Origin of the sequence: Streptococcus oriscaviae (assembly GCF_018137985.1) — a bacterium.
Lineage (GTDB): Bacteria > Bacillota > Bacilli > Lactobacillales > Streptococcaceae > Streptococcus > Streptococcus oriscaviae.
Map to the genome: position 1 here is coordinate 1,007,789 of NZ_CP073084.1, position 25,171 is coordinate 1,032,959.

A 25,171-nucleotide genomic window follows, 5' to 3' on the forward strand; every position below is an offset into this window, starting at 1 on the left:
CGTTTTACATTGACAGACCGCCATCAATGGCAATCACTTGTCCTGTTACATATTCCTGCTGGGCAAGAAATACTGCAACATCTGCTACTTCTTCTGTCAAACCAAAGCGTTTCATTGGGATTTGTCCCATCATCGCTTCTTTAATCTTGTCCGAAAGAACATCTGTCATATCTGATTGGATAAATCCAGGGGCGATGACATTGACACGGACATTGCGACCTGCAACCTCGCGGGCAATGGATTTACTAAATCCAATAACGCCTGCCTTGGATGCTGCATAGTTTGCCTGACCGGCATTTCCTATCAAACCAACAACACTTGAAAGGTTGATAATCGCTCCCTCACGCGCCTTGGTCATTGGTTTCAAAACAGCCTGGGTCATATTGAAGGTTCCTGTCAGGTTGATTTTCAAGACAGCCTCAAAATCTTCCTCAGACATTTTCATAGCCATGCCGTCCTTGGTCACGCCAGCATTGTTCACCAAGACATCTACGCTTCCCAAGGCTTCAGTCGCTTCAGCAACCATCCGCTTAGCATCTGCTTGATTGGAAATATCTCCAGAGATAGCAAGAACTTTGACACCATAATCAGAAAAACTTGCTAGGGTTTCTTCACCGATTTGACCGCGGCCATTGAGGACAACGTTCGCTCCCAAACTTGCAAATTTATGAGCAATCGCCAAACCAATGCCTCGGCTTGAACCTGTTACAAACACATTTTTATTTTTCAGTTCCATCTTGACTCCTTACTGTACTTCGAGCAGGTTTTCTAAACTTGCAAGATCCTCAACGCCAGCCATTGTCGCAGTTTTATCAATCTTTTTCACAAAACCAGACAAGACCTTGCCAGGACCGATTTCAATAAAGTTTGTCACTCCAGCCTCTTTCATGACCTCAATCGACTCATAGAAGCGAACCGGCTCCATAACTTGACGGGTCAAGAGTGACTTAATCTCCTCTTTTTTCATCACCTCTGCCTGAGTGTTGCCCACCAAAGGAAGAGCAAAATCAGCAAATTCAACTGTTTCCAGAGCCTGTGCCAACTTATCTGAAGCAGGTTTTAACAAGGCAGTATGGAAGGGGCCTGATACATTGAGAGGAATCAGCCGCTTCACTCCTGCTGCCTGCAGGCCCTCAACAGCAGCATCAACCGCTGCCACCTCACCACCGATAACAATTTGAGCAGGTGTGTTGTAATTGGCTGGTGAAACCAGACCATGTTGGGAAGCTTCTTTACAGATGTCTTCAATCAGCTGCACATCTGCATTCATAACAGCCACCATCTTTCCAACTCCTGCTGGTGCGGCAGTTTCCATAAATTCACCCCGCTTAGCAATCAGGGCTACAGCATCCTCAAAAGCAAGCGCTCCAGAAGCTACCAAGGCCGAATACTCGCCTAGGGAGAGCCCTGCTACCATATCAGCCTTGACTCCTTTTTCCGTCAGCAGGCGGTAAATGGCAACTGAGGTGGTTAGAATGGCTGGCTGGGTATAGCGTGTCTGGTTGAGTTTGGCTTCATCCTGATCAATCAATTCACGCAAATCATAGCCTAAAATTTGACTGGCTGTATCAAAGGTTTCTTTGACAACTGGAAACTGGTCGTAGAGGTCACGAGCCATGCCCAATTTCTGGGCTCCCTGACCTGCAAACAAAAATGCTGTTTTTGTCATTTTATTCTCCGATGTTTGCCCAACGAGCTGCCTGTTCTTGAATCACTTTTGCAGCTCCATAGTAAATATCCTTCAAAATCTCTTCACAGGTTTCTTCCTTGCTGACCAAGCCGGCAATCTGACCAGCCATGACAGAACCATTGTCCACATCGCCATCTACTACAGCATTGCGAAGGGCACCTGCTCCCAATTCTTCAATATCCTTCTCACTCTTAAGACCGCGCAAGAAATCTTTTTCTGCACCAGCATAAGCTGTGGAAAGCTTGTTCTTCAAAGCACGGACAGGGTGACCTACGATAGAAGCAGATACAGTCGTATCAATGTCTTTAGCCTTGAGAATCTTATCCTTGAAATTTTGGTGGGCATTGGATTCCTTAGCTACCACAAAGCGCGTTCCAACCTGAACAGCCTCAGCCCCCAGCATAAAGCCAGCAGCAGCACCATGGCCATCTGCAATACCACCTGCAGCAATAACAGGAATAGATACAGCTTCTACGACTTGGCGTACCAAGGTCATCGTGGTCAACTTACCGATGTGACCGCCAGCTTCCATGCCTTCTGCAATCACTGCGTCCACACCAAGTTTTTCCATGCGCTTGGCAAGGGCAACGCTTGGAACAACAGGAATAACGGTAATTCCAGCCGCATGAAGACGCTCCATGTACTTACCAGGGTTACCTGCACCAGTGGTAACAACCTTGACACCTTCTTCAATGACCAAATCAACAATGTCATCTGCAAATGGTGACAAAAGCATGATGTTCACTCCGAAAGGCTTGTCTGTGATGGCTTTTACCTTATCAATATTAGCCTTAACCACTTCTTTTGGAGCATTTCCTCCACCAATAATACCTAGACCGCCAGCATTTGACACCGCACCAGCCAGGTCACCGTCCGCAACCCAGGCCATGCCGCCTTGAAAGATTGGGTATTTAATATTTAATAGCTCTGTAATTTTTGTTTGCATAGAATCCTCTTTTTCTATAATTGCTTAAGTAATCATTTGACCCTCAAACGATTACCTAAACAAGGAGCGCCAAGGGCACTCCCTTGCAATAGTTTGATATATCAATGTTTTGAGTTTCAAACTATTGCAATGAAGAAAAATGCTGAACCAGCATTTCCTTCATCTTGTAACTTATTTTGTTTGCGCTTCTACATAGGCAACCAAGTCACCAACTGTTGACAAGCCTTCTTCTGAATCAATTTGAATATCGAACTCATCTTCGATTTCTGAGATTACTTGGAAAAGATCCAATGAATCTGCATCCAAATCTTCAAAGGTGGTTGTAAGTTGCACTTCTTCAGCGTCCTTACCAAGTTCTTCAACGATGATTGCTTGTACTTTCTCAAATACTGCCATGATTGTATTCTCCTTTTGGATAAAAAATTTTTTAATAACTGCGTTGCCACAGGTCATTAACTAAAGTTTAAGAAGCATTGCCCCCCAAGTGAGGCCTCCGCCAAAACCACTCATCAGAACCGTCTGGCTACCATCTAAGCGAATGAGTCCGTTCTCTACACACTCTGAGAGCAGTATCGGGATGCTAGCTGCGCTGGTGTTCCCATAGGTCATCATATTAGCTGGGAACTTGTCCACCTCAACACCCAATTTCTTAGCCATTTTGTCCAAGATTCGGCTGTTGGCCTGATGAAGTAGGAAGTAATCGATACTATCTGCTGCCACACCTTGGCTGTCCAATAGGCCTGCGATGGTCTTGGTCACATCTCGAATGGCAAATTCAAAGATAGCCCGTCCGTCCATTTTGATATAAGGGTCATTGTCACCCTTTGTAGAAAACGGTGAGCTCAAACCTGTTAAACCGCAGGTCAGCCCTTGGCCTCGCTTGCCATCGGTTCGGTTTTTCTCTGCTAGAAAGTGAGGCGTGTCGCTACTTTCTAGCAAGACTCCGCCGGCTCCATCACCGAACAGTACAGCCGTACTCCGATCGCTCCAATCGACTGCCTTAGACAGGGTTTCAGCCCCGATCACAAGCCCCTTTTGATAGACGCCAGAAGCAATCAGTTTTTCTGCCGTGGACAAGGCGAAGACAAAACCTGAACAAGCTGCTACTAGGTCATAGGCAAAGACTTGGTCAGCACCAATATTGGCTTGGACTCGGGCTGCTGTGGAAGGCATAGCCGAGTCTGGTGTAACGGTCGCTACGATAATAAAATCAATTTCCTCTGCACCAATCCCTGCTTTTGTCAGGAGTTGGTCCGCAACCTTTGTGGCCAAGTCACTCGTTTGCTCGTCTTGGACAATGTGACGGCTGCGAATCCCTGTCCGAGAGGAAATCCATTCGTCATTGGTGTCCATGATGTTGGCGAGGTCATCATTGCTGATAACCTGCTCGGGCGCATAGTGAGCAACCTGACTGATTTTCGCAAAGGTTCTCATTTTAATCCCTCCAAGAAGTTATAGAGTTTAAAGAGCCCCTTTTTCATCACTTGGTACTCTGTTTCATCCATGCCGTCTGTAATCTGGCGAACCATTTCATTATGGAAGCGTTGGTGCAAACGGTAGATGAGCCGACCTTTCTTGGTCAGATAGAGGTGAACCACCCGTCTGTCCTTGGTCGAACGCACGCGCTCAATATAGCCCTTACGCTCCAAGTTGTTCAAGCTGGTTGTCACTGTTCCAAGTGTCACCATCAAAGCTCGGGCGATGTCACTCGGGGTTGCCCCCTTTTTATCTCCAATCACATCAATGGTATGCATCTCCTTGATTGAAACATCTTTAAAGCGACTGCCTCGAAGACTCATTTCTTCAATAACCAAGACATTATTAAAAATTGCTGTCAAATATTCATTGATTTTTGGATCTTCCAAAACAGGCACCCCCTTACTTTGACTCTCAAAGTATACTCTATAACAGTTTGATTGTCAAATATTTTCTATAAAAAACGTTTATTTTCCTGTAAACTGCGGACGACGACGTTCCGAATGAGCAATAACCCCTTCTTTAAAGTCTTCTTTGAAAGCAAGACTGCGTTGTAGCTCCAGTTCTAAGCTTTGATAGGCTTCCCAGTTTTCAAATTCGCTCTTCCAAATCATCTCCTTGATGGCACGATAGGAGTTGATGGAGCCACGCAAGAGTCGTTTGATAACTTGCTGGGTGGTTTTTTCCAATTTTTCTGGCTCAACAAGGTGGTAGACTAGGCCGTAGTCTAGGGCTTTTTCTGCTGAAAGTGCTTCGCCTGTCATGGCCAACTGGGTGGCACGGCTAACGCCAATAGAGCGGGTCAAGAGGAAGAGGCCTCCCGCATCCGGTGCTAGTCCAACCCCCACAAAGGCTTGGATAAATTTTGTTTTTTCAGAAGCGATGACAAAGTCTGCTGCAACGGCCATATTGGCTGCTGCACCAGCTACTGCGCCGTCCGTTACCATGATGACTACTTTTGGCAGTCTTTTAAGTGCAAAGGAAATCTCGTTTACCAATTCGGCAATCCGCACCAAAGACTCAATATCATCTTCATCTACTGCTCGCTTCATCTCAACCAAGTCGCCCCCGACTGAAAAGACCGCTCCCTCCGCCTGAATCTGAAGGATAACGACGCGTTCATCCTTGGCAACTTGCTCAATAGCATCTAGGATTTCTTCGCACATGGGAATGTTGAAACCATTGGACACATCTGGACGATTGAAGGTCAAAATAGCCACTTGATCTTTAACTTCAAAACGAATGGTTGAGTAGGTCATCAGGATTCTCCTTTATTTTAAAACTTTGAACATCAAAACAGTTCATCAAATTACTCCCATTTTATCATATTAAAAATTCCTGTCATCTTTTTTACCGCAAAAAAGTGTCACAGCCGAAAAAATCCGAACAATCATGACCTATATTAGCTAAAATCTACTGACAAACCCTAAGATTTTTGCTATAATTGTAAAAAACATATTAAGGAGACCGTATGAAAGTAACCAAATTCGGGGGAAGCTCACTGGCCTCTGCCACTCAGGTCGAAAAAGTATTCAACATTGTCCAGTCGGATCCTGAACGCCGCTTCGTGGTGGTTTCTGCCCCTGGCAAACGCAGCGCAGAAGATACCAAGGTCACAGATGCCCTGATTAAGTACTACAAAGAGTATATCAACGGTAAGGATGTATCTGACAGCCAAGACTGGATTATCAACCGCTACCAAGCTATGGTAGACGAATTGGGCTTCACCTCAAAATCCATTAACAAGATTGCTGAGAGCATTATCTCTCTAGCCAACCTTCCCATCGAAGACAACGACTTTCTCTACGATGCCTTTTTGGCAGCCGGCGAAGATAACAATGCCAAGCTGATCGCCGAATACTTCACCTATAAAGGTCTGCCTGCTCGCTATATCCACCCTAAAAAAGCTGGCATTATCGTCAGCTCAGAGCCTGGTAACGCTCGGATTCTTCCATCTAGTTATGATAAGATCGAAGAATTACGGAACTCCGATGAGGTCTTGGTTATCCCCGGCTTCTTTGGTGTGACAGTGGACAATCAGGTCTGCACCTTTTCTCGTGGCGGGTCAGATATTACTGGCTCTATCGTAGCAGCAGGCGTCAAAGCGGACCTCTATGAAAACTTTACCGATGTTGACGGGATTTTTGCAGCCCACCCTGGCATTATCAAAAATCCACATTCTATCAAGGAATTAACCTACCGTGAGATGCGAGAATTGGCTTATGCAGGCTTCTCTGTCCTTCACGACGAGGCTCTACTGCCTGCCTACCGCGGCCGGATTCCTCTGGTTATCAAGAATACCAACAATCCTTCTCATCCGGGCACTCGTATCGTTCACAAGCATACTGCTGAAACCCTTCCAGTGGTCGGTATCGCAGCAGATGATGGCTTTGTCAGCATCAACATGTCCAAATATCTGATGAACCGTGAGGTTGGTTTTGGTCGCAAGGTTCTCCAAGTCCTCGAAGACCTCAACATCCGCTGGGAACACATGCCAACAGGTATCGACGACCTCTCCTTGGTAGTCCGCGAGCGAGAGCTAACTCCAATCAAGGAAGAGGAGATTCTTCGCCAGCTCAACCACAAACTGGAAGTTGATAAGGCTGAAATTGAACACGGTTTGTCCATCATCATGATTGTAGGTGAAAACATGAAGAGCCATGTTGGTGTGACTGCCACAGCGACAGCAGCCCTCTCCAAAGAGAATGTCAACCTGGCCATGATTTCCCAAGGTGCCAGCGAAGTTTCCGTCATGTTTGTTGTCAAAACAGAAGAAAAGAAACAGGCCCTCAAAGCCCTCTACCATGCTTTTTTTGAGGAGAAGACTGAAGCATAAAATTATCCCTCTCGTTCTACCGAGAGGGATTTTCTATACTCCTAGACAACTTCTACTTTTTCTGTCCATGGGCGGGCTGTTTCAGCTAGAACTGCATTGAGTTCTTCCATGTTTTGACGGCCCTGGTCTGCCAACCAGGCCTTGGCTGCTGCTTCGCCTTGACTGGCGAAGATAGCTACCGCATCTTTCCAGGTGGCACGACCACAGAGGACTCCATTGAAGCTTGAACCTGCTTCTTTGGCGAACACAAGGGTTTCTTGGAAGAGTTTTGCGGAAACACCTGCACTCAGGTAGATAAATGGCAGGTGGGTGCTTTCCGTTTGCTCCTTGAAGAAGGCTTTGGCTTCTTGGGCTGTGTAAACTGGCTCCTCGGTTGTGTAGCCTTCTACAAAGTTCATGTTGACTGGCACTTCAACCTTGAGGACATCTGCATTGTAGCGTGGTTTGCTAAATTCACGCATGGCACCATTGACCTTGTGCGGTTTGAGGGCTGCATATTCACGAGAAGTGACGTCCATATCGCTGGCATCATAGGTCAAGATTTCTACGAAATAAGGAATGTCTTCTGCCACACACTCACTGCCGATGCGCTCAACCCAGGCGTGCTTGATGTCATTGATTTCAGGTTTGTCATCCACATCGTAGTAGAGTAGGATTTTGACTGCATCTGCACCCAATTCCTTGATCCGTTTGGCAGACCAGTTTGGCAGAAGGTCTGGCAGGCGACCTGGTGTAGAAGCATCGTAGCCTGTTTTTTCATAGGCTGCGATAAAACCACAATCCGCATGGCGGAGTTCTGAGGCAGGCACACCGTATTCAGCATCCAAAAGGATAGAGCTGGCGTAAGGGGTCAAGTCACTGGAAATGACTTTTTTGAAATCAATGAGAATCTCATCACCAAATTCGCCACCGCCTGCTGCCGCTGCCAAGAGTCGCTTGAGAGCGCCGCGTTGGTCGATTGCCAGAGCAGCAATGACCTGCTCGCCATTTGATAGGCGGGATAGGTGGTCAAATTTTGCCTGAGAGAGTTGTAGTTTTGTCATTTTCTTCCTCCTAAGGAATATTATCCGAAACGTTTGATGCCATCGAGATAGGTCGCTTGCAGGCGTCCTTTGTCATCTACGACGATAAAATCTGCTGCTCGGCCTTCTGCGATTTGACCACAGATATGGTCAATATGAACCGAACGGGCAGGAGCTAGCGATGCCATACGAATGGTATCAGGCAGACTAGCCAGACCCCAGTCTACGATATGTTCAACAGCCTGAATCAATTCTAAGATAGAACCTGCTAGACTGCCATTGTGCTTGAGGCGGGCTGTGCCGTCTTTCACGATAACCTCAAATTCCCCAAGACGTGAATCTCCTTCACCTTGGCCTCCGGCACGCATGCAATCCGTGATCAATACGGTACCCTCAACTCCACGAGCCTTGACGACAATATCGGCAGCCGCTGGATGAACATGATGACCATCGCAGATAATCTCTGCAAAGACATCCTTGAGATTGAGAGCTGCTCCGACCATGCCTGGTTCCCGATGATGAAGGCCGCTCATACCATTGTAGACATGGACAAATATGGATGCCCCTGCTTCAACGGCTGCTTCTGCCTGGGCATAGGTTGCATCGCTATGCGCTAGGGCTGTGCAAATGTTTTTACTGTTGGCAAAGGAGATGAACTCCTTCACGCCAGCACGCTCTGGAGCGATGGCAATCTTGTTGACCAAGCCCTTGGAAAGTTGGTGCCACTTGTCCAGTTTTTCAATGGAAGGGTCGCTCATATACTTGGGATTTTGTGCTCCCTTGTATTTTTCTGTGAAGAAGGGGCCTTCTAAGAATATCCCCTGAATCTTAGCTCCTGTTTCTTGGCCGGCATGCTGGCCGATAGTCTGGCAAACAGCGTCCAAATTTTCCGTAGAATCGGTCAGGGTTGTCGGCAACCAAGAGGTTACACCGCAAGCGAGCAGGCCTTCTGAAATCACCTTAATCCCTTCAAAGTCATTGTCCATAACATCGTGCGAAGCGTAGCCGTGGATGTGGGTATCTACCAGTCCAGGCCCGATGTGGTAGGCTGAGTAATCGAGGATGTCGCCCGCAGGCTTTTCCTCCAAAATCTGTCCAAAAGTTCCGTCTTCTCGTAGTTCTAAATAGGCATTTTCTACTTCTCTATCGGATAGAATAATGGACTTCGCATGTAGATAGCGTGTCATAAGCTCTCCTTTCTTTGGACTTTAATATACTAATATTTTTACTGGTTATAACCATTGCTTCCTCTATTGTAAATCTCTTTACAGAGATTGTCAAGTTTTTTTCTAACAAAACGGAAAAAAGCCACTCTCCTGAACCTTGTTCAGCAAAGTAGCTCTGCTTTATTCATGATAGCGGGGAATGCGGTCAGACAATAAACAGACCACTTCGTAATTGATGGTGCCAAGATAGTCCGCCCAATCCTGAACGGTTCGCTCCATCCCCTGGTCTTGCCCGATTAGAGTAACTGGGGTGCCAAGAGGGTAGGCCTTGGGCAGGCGAATGGTGATCTGATCCATGGAAACACGGCCAACGATGGGGCAGGCCTGACCATCCACTAGGACAGAGAAGCCCTGCATGGCACGAACAAGACCATCTGCATACCCAATTGGAAGGGTGCCGATGTACTCTTCTGATGGACTGGTATAGGTCGCTCCGTAGCCAATATTGGCTCCCTTGGGCAATTGTTTAATGTGTACCAATTCAGAGGTCAGGCTCAAGACGGGTTTTAGCGGATAGGGGAGTTCCAACTCTCTACCGCTCGGATTGAGCCCGTAGAGAACATTGCCCAGCCGTACCATATTGAAAACCGTATCTGCATGCCAGACGCTGGTGGCAGAATTGCTGGCATGAATCAAGCGAGGCATCTCTGGCAAGTCCACCAAGATGTCCTTGAAAAGAGCTAATTGCTGGTCAAAATAGGTCTGGTCAGCCTGATCGGCAGTCGCAAAGTGGGTAAAAATTCCTTCAAACTTCGCTTCTTGCTGGTCAAGTAGGTCAACAAGTTGGTTGACTGTCTGGCTGTCACGCACACCAATCCGGCCCATTCCCGTATCCACCTTGATATGAAAGGCAACATCCGCCAGGTCTAATGCGGCTGCCACTGCCTGTTCCAGCCATTCTAAACTAGCTACTGTCAGACTGATACTGGCTTGTTTGGCTAAGGAAATACCGTCAATCGGCACAACCCCCAAGACCAAAATGGGATGTTCGATGCCGGCCTGTCGTAGCTCCAAGGCCTCATCCAGATTGGAAACACAAAATCCTGCAACCTGATCTGCCAATTGTTTAGCGATTGGTATAACACCGTGCCCATAAGCGTTAGCCTTTACCACCGCGTAGACCTGAGTCCGGATAGGCAGGGGCTTCGTCACTTGCTGTAAATTGTAAGAAAGGGCTTCAAGGTCTATACTAATCTGGGTCGGTCTATGCCTACTTGCTTTCATCTGCTTCCTCCAAAATGACACTGGCTTGAACAAAATTTCCTGAGTGGCTAATACTGAGCCAAACCTTGGCTGCTACCTGAGATTGGCTCAGGCGGGGTACCCCTTTGGCATCATTTAGTACTTCCATATCTTGGAATCGAAGCTTGCCAATACCTGTTCCCAAGGCTTTTGCGAAAGCCTCCTTAGCTGACCAACGTCCTGCTAAATATTCCAACTGGCGCTTGCCCTTGAGTTTGTCGAAGTGTTCTTTTTCCCTAGAAGTCAGCACCTTGTCCACAAACCGAGGATGTTTTTGGAGCGCTTCTTGAATTGCAGTTAGTTCCTGCAGGTCGATACCATGTCCTATTATCATATCTCTTCCAAAAAAGGTCAGGAAATACTTCCTAGACCTGTTTCTATTTGTTTATTTGCGGCCGTGACAGTTCTTGAATTTCTTTCCTGACTGACATGGGCATGGGGCATTGCGCTCAACACCTTCAAAGGATACATTTTTACCTGCTTGATTTCCTTTTGCTGGAATGATGTTTTTAGCAGCTGTTGTGTGAGCTTCTTGGCTTGCGCGCTCCCGTTCGATATTGTCATGAATCTGAGCTTTCATCATCAGACGGGTCACGTCAAACTCAATAGCTCCAATCATATCGTTGAACATGTTGAAGGCTTCCGACTGATACTCCACAACTGGGTTGTTTTGAGCATAGCCTCGAAGGCTGACTGCGTTACGCAGCTGGTCCATGGCATCAATGTGATCGGTCCATTTGTTGTCTACTACTCGGAGAATCAAGACTTTTTGGAACTCTCTGATGCGTTCTTCATCACGCAGTTTTCCAACTTGAGAGTCGTAAACCTGCAGAGCTCGGTTGTAGAGTTCTTCTTCAATTTCGTTGTAATTGAGACTCTCCAAGTCTGCTAGACTTAGGCTGTCTTCTGCAACGAGGTTCATGTGAGCGAATTTCAGAATGGCATCCAAGGCTTCTTCACGCGAGCCCACTTTATGTGAGGCGATTTGACGTTCAATCGTCCGCTTGATCATAGCTTTGATTTCTGGTGCCAGGTCGCGGTCAGCAGTGATGACGTCTTGACGTTGGCTGTAAATAATCTCACGCTGTTCGCGCATCACATCGTCATACTGAAGGACTTGCTTACGAGAATCGTAGTTGTTTCCTTCCACGCGTTTTTGGGCACTTTCTACTTGACGAGTCAAGACACGAGATTTGATTACGGAGTCTTCTTCGCTCAAGTTCATGTGCTCCATAAAGGCTTTGATGCGCTCAGAACCAAATCGCTTCATCAATTCATCTTCAAGTGAGAGATAGAATTGCGATTCTCCTGGATCTCCTTGACGTCCTGAACGTCCGCGAAGCTGGTTATCAATACGACGGCTTTCGTGACGCTCTGTACCGATGACACAGAGTCCGCCCAATTCACGCACACCTGGGCCCAACTTGATGTCTGTACCACGTCCGGCCATGTTGGTCGCAATGGTCACGGCACCTCGTTGGCCGGCATTCATAATGATTTGCGCTTCACGATAGTGGTTCTTCGCGTTCAACACTTCGTGAGGAACTCCTGCTGCCACCAAACGCTTCGAAAGATAGTCAGAAGTTTCAACGGCTACTGTACCAACGAGGACAGGCTGGCCTTTTTCATAACGAGCCTTCACATCTGCTACGACTGCATTGAATTTGTATTCCAAACTTGGATAAAGCAAGTCTTCGTGGTCAACGCGGGCAATTGGACGGTTGGTAGGAATCTGAACAACGCGGATGTTGTAAATTTCACGGAATTCTTCTTCTTCGGTCTTACAAGTACCGGTCATCCCTGCCAATTTCTTATACATACGGAAAAGGTTTTGGTAGGTGATAGAGGCACTGGTCTTCGATTCATTTTGAACAGGTACGCCTTCTTTTGCTTCAATGGCTTGGTGCAAACCATCTGAATAGCGACGGCCTTCCATTGTACGACCTGTGAATGGATCGATAATCATGACTTCTTGGTTTTCATTGACCAAGTAGTCCACATCGTAGGTCATGATGTAGTTAGCACGAAGGGCGTTGTCGATAAAGTGGGTCAATGCTACGTTTTCAATGTCGTACAGATTTTCCAAACGGAAGAAACTTTCCGCCTTGTCAATCCCTGAGTCTGACAGACCAATCGTTTTGGACGGAACATCGATGATGTAGTCATCCTGATTCAGTGACTTAACCAAGTTGTCTGCCAAGAAGTAGAGCTGGTTGGTTTCTGAACTTTGTGGGCCTGAAACAATCAACGGTGTTCGTGCTTCGTCAATCAATACAGAGTCTACCTCATCGACCAAGGCAAAGTTGAGCGGGCGCTGTACCATGTCTTCAGCCCGAACAACCATGTTGTCACGAAGGTAGTCAAAACCAATCTCCGAGTTGGTAGAGTAAGTAATGTCGCAGTTGTAAGCCTCGCGTTTCTCAAAAGAAGATTTAGCCGCCAAGTTAATACCGACAGACAAGCCCAACCAGGAGTAGAGTTGCCCCATTTCTTCACCGTCACGAGTAGCTAGGTATTCGTTAACTGTTACAACGTGAACCCCTTCGCCAGCTAGTGCATTGAGGTAAACTGGCATGGTCGCAGTCAGGGTTTTTCCTTCTCCCGTACGCATTTCAGGAATATCCCCGTTATGCAGGACAATACCTCCCATGATTTGGACAGGGTAAGGGTAGAGGCCGAGAACACGTTTTGATGCTTCCCGCACCACCGCATAAGCTTCGTAAAGGAGGCTGTCTAGGCTTTCGCCTGCTTGATAGCGCTGTTTAAATTCATCTGTTTTGGCCTGCAATTCCGCATCAGACAGGGCTGCCATCTCATCTGCATAGGCAATAACCTTATCTGCCATTTTTTCTAATTTTTTCAATTCTCCCTTGTCATTTTCAACGAGAGAACGAAGTATATTTGTTACCATATCAGTCATCCTATAATTATTTTCGTTCAATGATATATTGTATCATAATTATAGCTTCATTTCAAGATACACCCCTTCTCTTCTGCTATCTCTTGCTGATTTTTCCCAATTTCATTCTTTCAAGGGTTGCTTGCTTTTCATTGACCGGAGAATAAGGCGAACAAACCGTCTCTATACTTCTTTCTCAGTCAAAAAATAGACAAAAAACAGACCTGGGGCGGACTTCCCCAGATCTGTTTGATAATGTCTAGTCTTTCTTAAGCAGCTTCTTTCTTTTTCAAAAGAAGAAGTCCTGAAAGTGAAACAAGAATCATTGCTCCCAAATAGGCCATTGAATCCTCAACAGAACCCGTATGTGGCAATTGGCTACTTGAGGCAGTTGCAATTTCTGCTGCTGCAACACGCTCACCTGTCACCAGAGAAAGAATTGGTGCTGGCGAAGTGACTTTGTCTGTCGGTGCTGAAACAGCGGTGTTCACGCTTTCTCCCTTAACAGTTGCCTGTGGCACAGAAGCCGCATTAGTGTAATCTGTTCCTGCTAGCAATTCTGCTTGGTTGCTAAAGCCGTCACCGTCTGTATCTGCCGACAAATCAAAGGCTGGTAGAGCATCAGCATAGGCCGCTTCCACCTTAGATGTCACAAGCGGTACAGAAGATGCGTCGGTGTAGTCAGTTCCCGCTAACAACTCTTCTTGGTTGCTAAAGCCGTCGCCGTCTGTATCGGCTGATAAATCAAAGGCTGGTGGGGCTTCCGTCAGAAGCGCTTCTACCTTAGATGTCACAAGCGGTACAGACGTTGAATCTGCATAGTCTGTTCCTGCTAACAATTCCTCTTGGTTGCTAAAGCCGTCGCCGTCCGCATCAGCTGACAAATCAAAGGCTGGAAGGACAGGCGCAGTTACTGAGCTGCCTTTTAGGTCAATATGACCTACAGGAGGAGCAACTGCTGTCGCCTCTTCGCCCTTAGCCGTCACAAGCGGTACAGATGTTGGATCTGCATAGTCTGTTCCTGCTAACAATTCCTCTTGGTTGCTAAAGCCATCGCCGTCTGTATCAACTGACAAATCAAAGGCTGGTGGAGCTTCTGTCGTGAGCGCTTCTCCCTTGCTAGTCAACGTCAGGTTGAGGAGATTGCGAACTGCTTTTTCTACTTCATAGGTTTGAGGAAGGTCAAGCGCTTGATAGCCAGCAGGCAATTCTACACGGATGGTGTAGGTTCCTTGGTTAATCAGACGCTCAAAAACTTCTGGTGCATAACGTGCACGAGTCAATTCAATTTCTTCACCGTACTGATTGATGAGGAAAATCTTTGTCCCCTCTGGAGCAAGTCCACCAAAATCTGCCATAACTGGGTAGCGGACAAGTGGTGTTACACGGAAGGATACACCCAAGAGACTATTCTCCTCTGAAACAGTAAAGGTCTTAATGGTTGGCTCCCCATCAACTAGACGGGAAACATCCTTATCTAGCAGATGCAACTCAACAGTGTAGGTACCGAACGGCAAGAGCTGCAGGTTGCTAAGCGGGCCGCCTGGTTTTACCAATTCTGCAATAACATTTCCATCCGCATCACGAATCAGGTAGTTGTAACCGGTTGGGTGTTCTTCTCCTGTCTGGTCGTTGATCACTTGAACCACGACAATACCATGGTCGCTTGGGAGATCTGCAAATTCTGCAAGGTTGGCACTCAGGACATTTCCGGCCAAATCTTCCACTGCATAGAAGAAGCTTGAAACATCCAAGTCACGCCCGAGAATATCCTTGCTTGGCAAGGTGTATACACCGTTTTCGTCCACCGGTACATAGATGCGTTTTGCCTGTGTCAAAACCTCTTTGAGCGGACGGCCGCTCGGTCCGATATTGTTCGGATCTTCCAATTCGATTGGGTTGCCATTTTCATCCTTGGTTGGGATGATGTAGTAGACCCGCTGACGGTAAATTGGCAGGCCGTAAGCAATTGGTGAACGTGGCTTAAAGGTCATATTGTCTACATCCAAAATACCGGTCGTGATGGCTGGACGCACTCGGCTTACCTGAATGGTAAATTCCATGGTTTGCAATTGGCTACCAGCCGTGGTTGGGAGGTAGGAAATCACATAGTGGTAGGTGCCATCTGGCACATCTTTTCCGTTGGCATCTTTTGCTTCCCAAATGGTTGTTTCTAAGAGGTGGGCACGAGGATTGGATTCTCTGCCAGCGTAGAAATTCTTACCACCTGAGATTGGTTCGCTAATCCATAGCGGATTGCTACGATCTGTGTCATCAGCCTTGTAGACTGTCGCAGTCAGGTTACGGAAGTTCCGCAAGAAAACACCACGGAACATCAAGGCATCACGGTTGCCATCACCGTTTGGTGAAAGGGCAAGGATTGGTCGGCCTTGTTCATCGCGTTTAATAAGGAAATTGCCGTTTCCATCATCGAATGTTCCTAGAACAAGAGGCGATTGCACCCCGTGCTCACCAGTTTCGTGATTGAATTCGGCCTTGCTGGAAACAAGGGCAGTGTAGAAGTTTCTCTCATCTAGAGTCAGACTTCCATCTGCAGAAAAGCCATTTTCTGTATAGAATGGCGTTTCTTGACCTGTAAAGTCATAGATAGATTTCTCAAGAACAGCCAAGTTTTGGAATTGACCGCGGAAACCAACAAACGGGATACTTACAAGGTCAATGCCTTCGACTGCATCAAGGAAACGGACAAATCCTTCAAGATAGTAGCCGTTTGGCATCAAGGACGTCAATTCAGATGCGAAGCTAGAGGCATCCAAACGAATGGTGATGGTCTTGCTAGACTGACCTGCCAGTATAATAGTTTCCCCTTCTACCTGAGCCAACTGGCGAGGCTTCAGGCTGAAGCGTCCGTCTTTGACTTCATCCGTATTGAGGTGGGTCAGATAGCGTACTGTCTGCTCCTTGTCAGAAGTATTCGTTAGAACCACCGTCACATCAAATTGGTCCTGGACATTTCCAAGAGAGATGCTTGGATAGTTTTCCAATCCTGTCACATAGAGAGAACTTGCAATCGCAGCAGGCACATCAATCAGCCCTGCCCCCTGCTGACGAGGAGAAACATAGGCATTAGAAGCCTGATCGAAGTGAGGACGAGCCGTACTCATCAAAACTTGTTTGATCCGCTCTTGCAGTTGTTCTGACGATAAATCTGGGTATTTTTCAAGCAACGCTTTCTTAACCAAAGCAATAGCACCCGCCACATGAGGAGAAGCCATCGAGGTTCCGTTCATGCTAGCATACTTGCCATTGTTGATACTAGAGTAAATCGCGCCACCAGGTGCTGTTACATCTGGTTTCAATTCACCGTCTGCTGTCAAGCCCCAGCTGGTGAAGTCTGACATTTGATTGGCTTCTGGGTTGGGCAAAAGAGCTGTCTTTTTGTTAAAAACGAGCTTATAAACGCCCGCATCTGACTGAGCTGCTAATTCTTTACCTAGCTTCATCGGAATGAAGATAGATGGAATGGCACGCGCATCGCGAGTCGTTACCGCCATTGAGAGGTCATTTCCAGTTTCAACGTTATTAAAAATAACTGCTCCCACAGCACCGTTTTTCTTCGCTGTTGCAATTTTGTCATTGAAAGAAATCGCGCCACGTTGGATAAGAGCCACTTTACCAGTCAATGCTTTGCCAGTAAAATCTTCTGGTTTTCCAAGGCCAACAAACACATACTCGTACTCCTTGCCAGCAACAAAATCTTGAGCAAGGCCGCTCGGCTTGGTAAAGGTTCCCAAACCATTGTCAAACTCTGGCTTATTCTCCATCCCAAGAACCTGAAAGACTTCTTTGGTAACGTGTGAGTTATTGTAAGAAGCCACAGCGATTGAGTCTTTGGCAGCCGCAGGAGAAGCGACCAGTCCATAATCTGGATTGGCTACCAGAGGATTTCCTTGACCTTCGCCCCAAGCGGTATCATTTCCAGCCGCGATAACGACCGAAACCCCTTTTTTCTTGGCATCTTCAATTGCCTGATTCAGGGCGACGCTGGCATCAATCAGGGAACCAGCTGCCGAACCCAAACTAAGGTTGATAACATCTGCTCCCAATTTAACCGCGTCTTCAATAGCGCGGATGTAGAGGAAGGGTTGGGTACCACTGCCGCCTCCAAAATTATCTGAAAAGACACGCATGAACATGAGCTGAGCTTCTGGCGCAACCCCGACAATCTTAGAACCACTACTATCCTCTTGCGAAGGATTACCGGCTGCAATCCCTGCAACATGGGCTCCGTGAGAGGCTTCCTTGTTCTCTTTGACTTCTGTGTTGGTATCCAGATAGTTGTAAACAAAGACAATTTTCTCATTTTGCCATTGGCCGTAGTTGATTCCCGCCGCTTCCTTTACAGCATTAAAATCAGCTTCTGTCTTATACTTCGCCTTTTCTGGGTCAGTTAGACGAAAGGCATCGTGTTCAACGTCAATCCCAGAGTCCACGATAGCGACAACCATCCCCTCACCTTTGTTCCCAGCTTCCCAAACTGTCGGAACATTGATAAGGGCATTGCTCTCATGAGAATAGGGTTCTTCAGTCGCTGCTTGACTAGACACCGATCCAGAAACTGTCGTTTCTGTACCAGTGGTCGTCGGCTGGTTTTCCGATGATGCAGGTTCTTCTGAAGAAAGTTCTGTCCCAGTAGCAGGACTGGTTTCATCAGTAAGAACTGTTCCATTTTCTGTATCTGTTGAACTAGGGCTTTCAACTTCTGCTGCCAGAGTCACTGTCGGAACTTCTGTCGTCAGACTGGATGTTGTTGTAACAGCATCTGCAGTCGTTGTTGTCTCTGTTGTCGCATGAACCGTTGCAAGTCCTACATTCATGGATACAAGTAGCGCTGCTAAGAATCCTAGCTTAGCATAACCACCAAATCTATGATTGTTCATAGACCATAACCTCCCTGATAATTTTTTGATTATTTTAACAATAATACAAGAACCAGTATACCATGAAAGCGCCTATCAAACAATCTAAATATTCTGATTATTGAATAAAAAGCAAACGTTGTATCTCTTATTGGCTATTTTGGGTCGAAAAACACCTGCCCATCAGAACAAAATAAAGAAAAGAAAAAGAAAAAATCCGACATTTTGCCGGAATTTTCCAAACACAAGTTCTTGTTTGTTAGCCCTCATTCTTTTGGTCTTCTATCTCTTGCTTGGTTCGAACAGTATCACGATGAGATGGGTCGTTCAAATAGAGATAATAAGTCCCCTCCACTTTAATAATGTAGCCGTTTTGAACTTCCTGAACAATATGTTCCTCATTAAGCACATATTCCGCATCCGTCATCAACAACTCTTCACTGAAAATCGAATCATAAGGAAGGCTACCGTTATAGTAATGATAATGATCCCCGTGTGAGGTAACATACCCCTGGTCGTTTATGCTCACGACAATCTGCTCTGCATCAATCTTCTCTTTTGCGGATATTTCATCTGGGGTCAGCTCCTCTGTCTGAGAGGACTGGCTGGCACTAGACTTTTCTGGTTCAACATAGGCTACCCGGTTCTTTGTTTCTTCCATTGACTGGTAGCTAATCAAGTGATACGCATAAAGACTCAAGCCCACCAGCAGGGTTGCTGCGGCGCCGATTAACAGTTTCTTCTTCATCTTTTCCTCCTATTTACTTAGCTCTTTTACCAGCGTTTCCAGCACACCTTCCAAATTTTCCAAATAGGTCAGATTATTGGCGGGGTCAGCCTCCAATGGATCCAACACTTGTAGGCGCACTCCGGTGGAGCTGGCTAGGGATTGTGCTAATTTTTCAGAAACGCCACGTTCTGTAAAAATGGTCTTCACCTGATAGCGATCCACAAAATCCTTAATCTCAGCCAGCCTACGGGGACTAGGTTCTTCCTCAGAAACGCCCGCTATCCCTAGCTGTGTCAGCCCAAAACGTCGGGCTAGATAGGAAAAGGCTGTGTGTTGAGTGACAAAGGTTTTGGTTTTGGCTTGAGCAAAAAGTGGCTGATATCTGGCTACCAAACTCTCGGCTCTTGCTTTCAAATCCGCAGCATTTCTACGATAACTCTCTTCGTTGCTCGGATCCAGTTGTGCTAAGAGTTCTGCGATTTTCTCCGCCTCTTCTCCCACCAAGCTAGGGTCCAACCAGGTATGAGGATCATAGAGATTGGACTCATCCATCCCTTCTGCTACCTCTACCTCTTCCAAGCCAGCAACACGGGACAAAGCCATGCCCTCTGTTGCCTCTAGCACTCGAACGGTTGAGCCTTCCAAGTTTGGATCCAAACGACCCGCCCATGACTCCAAGATATGGGAATGATAAATAAAAGCATCCGCATCATAAATTGCCCGAATATCACTTGCTGACGGCTCAAATGAATGGATTCCTGTGCCTGAACGAATCATCCGTACATCGTTCAGATTACCCGACACTTCCTTAACCATCGAATAAACAGGATAAAAACTGGTTACAATCCGCAACCCTGAATCTAGTTCTTCTTTCTGCTCTATTGTTTGACAAGCAGCCAACAACAACAAACTAAAACCTGCCACAATGAGCCTGCATATGCCTTGTTTCATTTTTTCTCCTTTTCAGATTAACCAGTTAACTATACCACTTAACTATTAACCAGTCAAGTTTTTTGAGAAAAAATTGCTAAATCTCTTCTTCACTTGAATGTCTTGGAAAAATGCTAGTTAATCTGAACAAGCCACTAGCAAAAAAGAACAGCCCCTTTCGGAACTGTTCCTTTCATCATGGTTCGATTTATTTCACACTAGCTGTGCTTGTGATCACATCAACAGCTTTCTTCACAGCGATGTCGTGTTTGAGCATTTCTGGAGAAAGAAGGGTACGAACTTGTGCCACTTCCATCTTGTAAGTTGCTGCCAAGTCTTCGATTTCCTTGTTGATTTCTTCTTCTGTTGCTTCAAAACCTTCTGCTTTTGCTACTGCTTCAACAACCAAGTTGGTCTTAGTACGTTTTGCTGCATCCGCTTCGTATTGCTTGTGAAGGTCTTCTTTTGTAGTACCAGTGATTTGGAAGTACATGTCTGGTGAAATACCTTGTTGCTGCATGCCACCCAAGAATTCATTCATCGCACGATGTACTTCTTCGTGAATCATTTCTTCTGGAAGATCTACGATTTCAGCATTTTCTACTGCCAATTCAAGCGTTGCTGATTCTACCGCATCTTCATAAGCTGCTTCTTTTGCTGCTTCTAACTCTTTGCGGTACTTCGCTTTCAACTCATCCAATGTTTCTACTTCTTCATCGATGTCTTTTGCCAACTCGTCGTCAAGCGCAGGAACTACTTTTGCTTTTACTTCATGGATTTTTGTCACGAAGAGGGCTGGCTTACCTGCAAGATCAGTTGCTTGATAGTCTTCTGGGAAGGTTACTTCAACGTTTACTTCTTCACCAGCTGCATGACCAACCAACTGTGCTTCAAAACCTGGGATAAATTGACCTGAACCAAGTCCAAGTGAGAAATTCTCACCTTTTCCACCGTCAAATTCAACACCATCAACAGAGCCAACAAAGTCGATAACCACGGTGTCGCCTTCTGCTGCTGGCCCTTCTTTGAGGGTCAACTCAGCCAAGTTGTTACGCTCGCGCTCGATTTTCGCATCAACTTCTTCATCAGATACTTCTTTGGTTGCTTCTACTGAAACTGTCAGGTTCTTGTAGTCACCCAATTTTACTTCAGGTTTGGTAACTACTTCAGCAGTAATCACCCAGTCTTGACCTTTTTCCATTGATACAACATCAATTTTTGGCTGTGCAACCACTTCAAGTCCAGCTTCTGCTACCGCTGCTTCATAAGCGTTTGGCAAGAGAGCATTCACTACATCCTGATAAAGAGCTTCTTCACCAAATTTTTGGTTGAAGACAGCGCGTGGCAGGTGACCTTTACGGAAACCTGGAAGGTTGATATCTTTCTTAACTTTGTTGAAAACGCGATCCAATTCTGGTTTGATAGCGTCTTGAGCGATTGTAAACGTCAAAACACCACGGTTGGTTTCTTTTGATTCAAATGATACTGACATTCCGTCATACTCCTTAAAATTTTTTTGCATACTCTTTATTATATCACAAAAGCCCACGTTTTCAACGATTTTATGACTCCCTTTTTGGGAAAGGGCAGAGTACTAGTTTCTTAGTACTAAGTCATTTACTTGGAATAAAACAAATCATTCATCCTCCTTTTCCCGATAGGCTTCTTCTAGTTCATACTCAAAGCGTTTCTTTTCAACCTGCCGCTGCTCGTCAAGGAGATCGTGTTCTGTCATGGTATCGCGATAGAAGATGTCTACCCTGTCTTGCAACTGATAGACAAAATGATGACTATCTTGAGGAATCTCTTCTCCTCGATAAGCATCGTAGATTTGGTCAATTAAAAAATCGGTTCTCATCCGAAAGTGACGCTGAAAATCTTCCAAACCATCTTCAATCTGTTTAAACATGCGCTGTCTGCTATCATAGGCTGCTTCCATAGCTTGAAGTTTTTTATAATCAACCATTCCCTTCCTCCTAAGGGGTAATCGGATTTTTCAACACCGGTTTCTTCATCTCTTGCTTCAGGTATTCTTGGGCTCTGTCCGCAGCGGCTCCTTCAAACCCTTCTTGGATGTTTGCTACAAAGGTTCTCGATACATAGTCTTTCATCTTCCTTGCTTCCTCCTCCAATGACAGACTTAGTTGGATTCCCTTCACTATGCACTGTTGTTGCTTTGCCTGAGCCACAGCTTGAACGGCAATCCTTTCTTGTATTTTCATCTGCTGGATGAAGTATTCTTCATATCGACTAAACCAGCTGTTGTAATTATCATATCCATTCATTTATAACCTTTCTCCTTAAGAAGAAAAAAATATGGCCCCTTGGCGGTCGACCTCTTCCAACCTCTCAGCTGCAGTGACCAAGCGACTGGAAAATTCTGATACATCTCGGCCATAGCGTTCTGCCTCTGCTATGGTTTCCATTTCAATCCCGTGATTCCAAACATCATCTAGTTGAAAGCTAGACAGGATATTCTCAATTTCCCAAGCACTGAGATAGTTCGTCATAGAATAAACCTGTGTGTAGGTGTCTTGTATAAGAGCTTGGACTTCCTCTTTCGCCTGAGCAACCAGCTGTTTCGTAGCCTTAACCTGATCTTCACTTTCAAAAATTGCTTGTTGGGCAGAGATTTGAAGCAGCTCAGAGCGCAATTGAATTCTTTGGCTCCCTGTGGCAGAACGGATGCGACTATGGTAAAGCGGAATGTTTTCCTTGTTCCATTTGATTGCTGCTAACCTAGTTTCAGCGATAATAGCTTGATACTCCTTTTGATAGTAGTCATAGAGTTCTGCACCAAAGAGTAACTTATAGTCAAGCCTTCCGCGAAAAAGAAAATTCCTCATATCATCTGAAACACCTTGAGAGCGCAGGAGGGTAATGGCTGTTTGATTCAATTTGGCCAATTTTTGTCCTGCTACGAGAAACTCCGGATGAAAAGTTTCCGAAGCCACTAAAGGATTGCCAAAAGCATCTAGCTGGTAGCCTCCAAACATATGTGAGCTCGGATTGTCAAAGGAACTCGTGAAATGTAGAGGAATAATCACCTTGACCGTTCCAAGTTGTTGTTCAAAAGGCTCTGTTCGGTTAAGCATGCTGACCATATCAAAGGGGTTGACATAATAGGTTACCTTTTCTGAAATAGCCTTGATTTTCTCGGAAGAAACACCCATCTGGTTCAGGCTGTTCAGTGTATCTGGGCCATTAAAAAGGACGACTTCCTCTACCATCTCAAGTTCGTCCATACTTAGACCTGCCAAACCATGAACGGAAACCATCGTTCCCAAGGAATGTCCGGTAATATTGAGCTTGGCATTGGGAGCGCGCTGCCTGAGTTCCGCAATCTTTGCCTTCATCCCTTCGGTTGCTAGATGAGATTGAGGTACCTGTTTATCCCCCAAAGTGAAAACCAGATTATTCCCCAGCCAGTCATTCCAGTTACTGGGGTCTAGAGCATTGAAACTACCATCACTTCCTCGGATGGTTAGATAGGTATTTCGGGTTTCTGCATTTAATTCAGCTGTGTCGGTCAGAAAGTAGGCGTTGAATCCGGCCATTTGATCGGTAAGAAGCCCTTTTTGAATCGTAACGCCATCTTGAACGGGGATGGCTTTCAGCTGCACATCCGGCTGTAGATAGACAATCCCATCATTGGGGAGGTGCTGACCGCCGGGGTAATGATGCCCATTATGGTTCTTACTTTTTGAAAAGTCGAATGGTAGTGAATTTCCAGATAGTAATTGGTCTCTATCCTTGAATTCTAGGTCATCAAGAGGAAAAAATACAGGTGCATCAGGATATGCACCCTGAGCAAGGTTTAAATATAAATTATTAAAATTTGCTAAGTAATTACTCAAAAATATCTCCTCCAATCCTTATATGTCCCCCTTGTCCGAGTGTATCCATGTCTATTTTTCCACTTTCATTGCTGTAATAAATTTGTACTCCCCAACTAGAATTTTCAATATTATTAAATTTTCCAAAAACTCGAATATAGTAGGTGGTTTCAAACATACCTCCACCTTTTCCCCAAAAAGTTTCATCCCAATCAATCTGTACCGATTCTATCTTGGGATTTTGCGCCTTCACAAAATCAACAATCTCCTGCTCGTGTTCCTTGAGATAGGCTAGCTGGCGGTCTTCTCGGGAGGTAAAATCAAATATATTCCCGTTAATTTTATAATTATTGTTAAGCATAATGCCTCCTCCGATTAGGGCTAGGGAAACGACAACTGTCATTATCTTTGTTCGTTTTTTCATGGAAACCTCCTTGAGGGGTTAAATACGATTTCTTGTTAATATTATAGCATAAAAAAATAAGCTTTGCTAGCTTAAGAGGATGATTTGTTTAAACGTTTTTGTTTGGAGGTACCTGTTTATCCCCCAAGGTGAAAACCAGATTACTTCCCAGCCAGTCATTCCAGTTGATGGGGTCTAGGATATTGAAACTCCCATCACTTCCTCGGATGGTTAGATAGGTATTTCGGGTTTCTGCATTTAATTCAGCTGTGTCGGTCAGAAAGTAAGCGTTGAATCCGGCCATTTGATCGGTAAGAAGCCCTTTTTGAATCGTAACGCCATCTTGAACGGGGATGGCTTTCAGCTGTACATCCGGCTGTAAATAGACAATCCCATCATTGGGGAGGGGCTGACCGCCGGGGATGGTTTGGCCGTTGTCAGTAATAGCATCACTTGAAAAATTGAATTGCAAAGATTGTCCTGATTTTAATATATATTGTTCTCTAGAGTTCAATTTTTCTACGGGAAATTGTTTAGGTGTTTCAGGGTAAGCCCCTTGTGCTAAGTTAAGATAAAGATTATTAAAATTTTGTAAATTATTCAAATATCTCACCTCCAATTCTCAAATGCCCACCTTGACTGAGAGTATTCATATCAATTTCTCCGTTATCATTGTTATAAAAAACAAAGATTCCCCAACTAGAATCGTCAATATTATTAAATCCACCATAAATACTGATAGTATAGGTGGTTTCAAACATATGTCCACCTTTTCCCCAGCGGACATCATTCCAGTCAATCTGAACTGACTCCACTTTAGGATTTACTGATTTCACAAAATCAATAATCTCCTGCTCATGTTCCTTGAGATAGGCTAGCTGGCGGTCTTCTCGGGAGGTAAAATCAAATATATTCCCGTTAATTTTATAATTATTGTTAAGCATAATGCCTCCTCCGATTAGGGCAACGACAACTGCGATTATTTTTGTTCGTTTTTTCATGAAAACCTCCTTTGAGGGGTTAAATACGATTTCTTGGTTATATTATAGCATAAG

22 protein-coding genes and 1 pseudogene are annotated in these 25,171 nt (G+C 45.5%); 1 reads left to right on the forward strand and 22 read right to left on the reverse strand.

Annotation, left to right across the window (positions count from 1 at the left end):
* Nucleotides 1–4: 4 nt before the first annotated feature.
* The 7 genes from fabG to fabM form a co-directional block, all read right to left on the reverse strand.
* A complete protein-coding gene (gene fabG, locus INT76_RS05090) occupies nt 5–736 on the reverse strand; it encodes a 3-oxoacyl-[acyl-carrier-protein] reductase (RefSeq protein WP_212572851.1) in 732 nt (243 codons plus the stop codon).
* A gap of 9 nt (nt 737–745) precedes the next feature.
* Nucleotides 746–1,669 (reverse strand): ACP S-malonyltransferase, encoded by a 924-nt coding sequence (fabD, locus tag INT76_RS05095; RefSeq protein WP_212572853.1) that lies wholly within the window; start codon nt 1,667–1,669, stop codon nt 746–748.
* Between the two features lies 1 nt (nt 1,670).
* The gene (gene fabK / locus INT76_RS05100) at nt 1,671–2,636 is read right to left on the reverse strand and encodes an enoyl-[acyl-carrier-protein] reductase FabK (protein WP_212572855.1); all 966 of its coding nucleotides are present in this window, start codon (nt 2,634–2,636) and stop codon (nt 1,671–1,673) included.
* A gap of 171 nt (nt 2,637–2,807) precedes the next feature.
* The gene (locus INT76_RS05105) at nt 2,808–3,032 is read right to left on the reverse strand and encodes an acyl carrier protein (RefSeq protein ID WP_212572857.1); all 225 of its coding nucleotides are present in this window, start codon (nt 3,030–3,032) and stop codon (nt 2,808–2,810) included.
* Between the two features lie 60 nt (nt 3,033–3,092).
* Nucleotides 3,093–4,070 (reverse strand): beta-ketoacyl-ACP synthase III, encoded by a 978-nt coding sequence (locus INT76_RS05110; protein WP_212572860.1) that lies wholly within the window; start codon nt 4,068–4,070, stop codon nt 3,093–3,095.
* On the reverse strand, nt 4,067–4,501 hold the full coding sequence (gene fabT, locus INT76_RS05115; RefSeq protein ID WP_212572862.1) for a fatty acid biosynthesis transcriptional regulator FabT: 435 nt from the start codon (nt 4,499–4,501) through the stop codon (nt 4,067–4,069). The genes INT76_RS05110 and fabT overlap by 4 nt, the downstream gene beginning before the upstream one ends.
* A gap of 78 nt (nt 4,502–4,579) precedes the next feature.
* On the reverse strand, nt 4,580–5,371 hold the full coding sequence (gene fabM / locus INT76_RS05120) for a trans-2-decenoyl-ACP isomerase (RefSeq protein WP_212572871.1): 792 nt from the start codon (nt 5,369–5,371) through the stop codon (nt 4,580–4,582).
* A gap of 212 nt (nt 5,372–5,583) precedes the next feature.
* On the opposite strand from fabM, the gene INT76_RS05125 reads away from it, so the two are divergent.
* Nucleotides 5,584–6,948: an aspartate kinase gene (locus INT76_RS05125; RefSeq protein WP_212572873.1), complete on the forward strand. Its 1,365-nt coding sequence runs from the start codon at nt 5,584–5,586 to the stop codon at nt 6,946–6,948.
* 41 nt (nt 6,949–6,989) lie between these two features.
* On the opposite strand, the gene lacD is transcribed toward INT76_RS05125, so the two are convergent.
* From lacD to INT76_RS05200, 15 genes and pseudogenes are all read right to left on the reverse strand, one after another.
* Nucleotides 6,990–7,991, reverse strand: a complete 1,002-nt coding sequence (lacD, locus tag INT76_RS05130; protein ID WP_212572875.1) for a tagatose-bisphosphate aldolase — start codon at nt 7,989–7,991, stop codon at nt 6,990–6,992.
* Nucleotides 7,992–8,011: 20 nt separating this feature from the next.
* Nucleotides 8,012–9,157: an N-acetylglucosamine-6-phosphate deacetylase gene (gene nagA / locus INT76_RS05135; RefSeq protein ID WP_212572883.1), complete on the reverse strand. Its 1,146-nt coding sequence runs from the start codon at nt 9,155–9,157 to the stop codon at nt 8,012–8,014.
* 159 nt (nt 9,158–9,316) lie between these two features.
* Nucleotides 9,317–10,420, reverse strand: coding sequence for an alanine racemase (alr, locus tag INT76_RS05140; protein ID WP_212572885.1), 1,104 nt, complete (start codon nt 10,418–10,420; stop codon nt 9,317–9,319).
* A complete protein-coding gene (gene acpS / locus INT76_RS05145; RefSeq protein WP_212572887.1) occupies nt 10,407–10,772 on the reverse strand; it encodes a holo-ACP synthase in 366 nt (121 codons plus the stop codon). The genes alr and acpS overlap by 14 nt, the downstream gene beginning before the upstream one ends.
* Nucleotides 10,773–10,823: 51 nt before the next feature.
* A complete protein-coding gene (gene secA / locus INT76_RS05150; RefSeq protein ID WP_212572889.1) occupies nt 10,824–13,349 on the reverse strand; it encodes a preprotein translocase subunit SecA in 2,526 nt (841 codons plus the stop codon).
* A 257-nt stretch (nt 13,350–13,606) separates the two neighbouring features.
* Nucleotides 13,607–18,238: a S8 family serine peptidase gene (locus INT76_RS11160; RefSeq protein WP_212572891.1), complete on the reverse strand. Its 4,632-nt coding sequence runs from the start codon at nt 18,236–18,238 to the stop codon at nt 13,607–13,609.
* A 244-nt stretch (nt 18,239–18,482) separates the two neighbouring features.
* A pseudogene (locus INT76_RS05160) lies at nt 18,483–18,965 on the reverse strand (pneumococcal-type histidine triad protein); the annotation flags it as partial.
* A gap of 9 nt (nt 18,966–18,974) precedes the next feature.
* Nucleotides 18,975–19,898 carry a metal ABC transporter solute-binding protein, Zn/Mn family gene (locus INT76_RS05165; protein WP_212572895.1) on the reverse strand — a complete coding sequence of 308 codons (924 nt, stop codon included), beginning with the start codon at nt 19,896–19,898 and terminating at the stop codon, nt 18,975–18,977.
* Between the two features lie 187 nt (nt 19,899–20,085).
* Nucleotides 20,086–21,369, reverse strand: a complete 1,284-nt coding sequence (gene tig, locus INT76_RS05170; RefSeq protein ID WP_212572897.1) for a trigger factor — start codon at nt 21,367–21,369, stop codon at nt 20,086–20,088.
* A gap of 144 nt (nt 21,370–21,513) precedes the next feature.
* On the reverse strand, nt 21,514–21,843 hold the full coding sequence (locus INT76_RS05175; RefSeq protein ID WP_212572904.1) for a hypothetical protein: 330 nt from the start codon (nt 21,841–21,843) through the stop codon (nt 21,514–21,516).
* Between the two features lie 10 nt (nt 21,844–21,853).
* Nucleotides 21,854–22,162, reverse strand: coding sequence for a hypothetical protein (locus INT76_RS05180; protein WP_212572906.1), 309 nt, complete (start codon nt 22,160–22,162; stop codon nt 21,854–21,856).
* A gap of 15 nt (nt 22,163–22,177) precedes the next feature.
* Nucleotides 22,178–23,734, reverse strand: coding sequence for a cutinase family protein (locus tag INT76_RS05185; protein WP_212572908.1), 1,557 nt, complete (start codon nt 23,732–23,734; stop codon nt 22,178–22,180).
* Nucleotides 23,727–24,137: a hypothetical protein gene (locus INT76_RS05190; protein WP_212572910.1), complete on the reverse strand. Its 411-nt coding sequence runs from the start codon at nt 24,135–24,137 to the stop codon at nt 23,727–23,729. Before INT76_RS05190 ends, INT76_RS05185 begins: the two co-directional genes overlap by 8 nt.
* Nucleotides 24,138–24,225: 88 nt before the next feature.
* Entirely contained in the window at nt 24,226–24,720 is a 495-nt protein-coding gene (locus tag INT76_RS05195) for a hypothetical protein (RefSeq protein ID WP_212572912.1), read from the reverse strand.
* A complete protein-coding gene (locus INT76_RS05200; RefSeq protein ID WP_212572914.1) occupies nt 24,713–25,117 on the reverse strand; it encodes a hypothetical protein in 405 nt (134 codons plus the stop codon). Before INT76_RS05200 ends, INT76_RS05195 begins: the two co-directional genes overlap by 8 nt.
* Nucleotides 25,118–25,171: the final 54 nt, after the last annotated feature.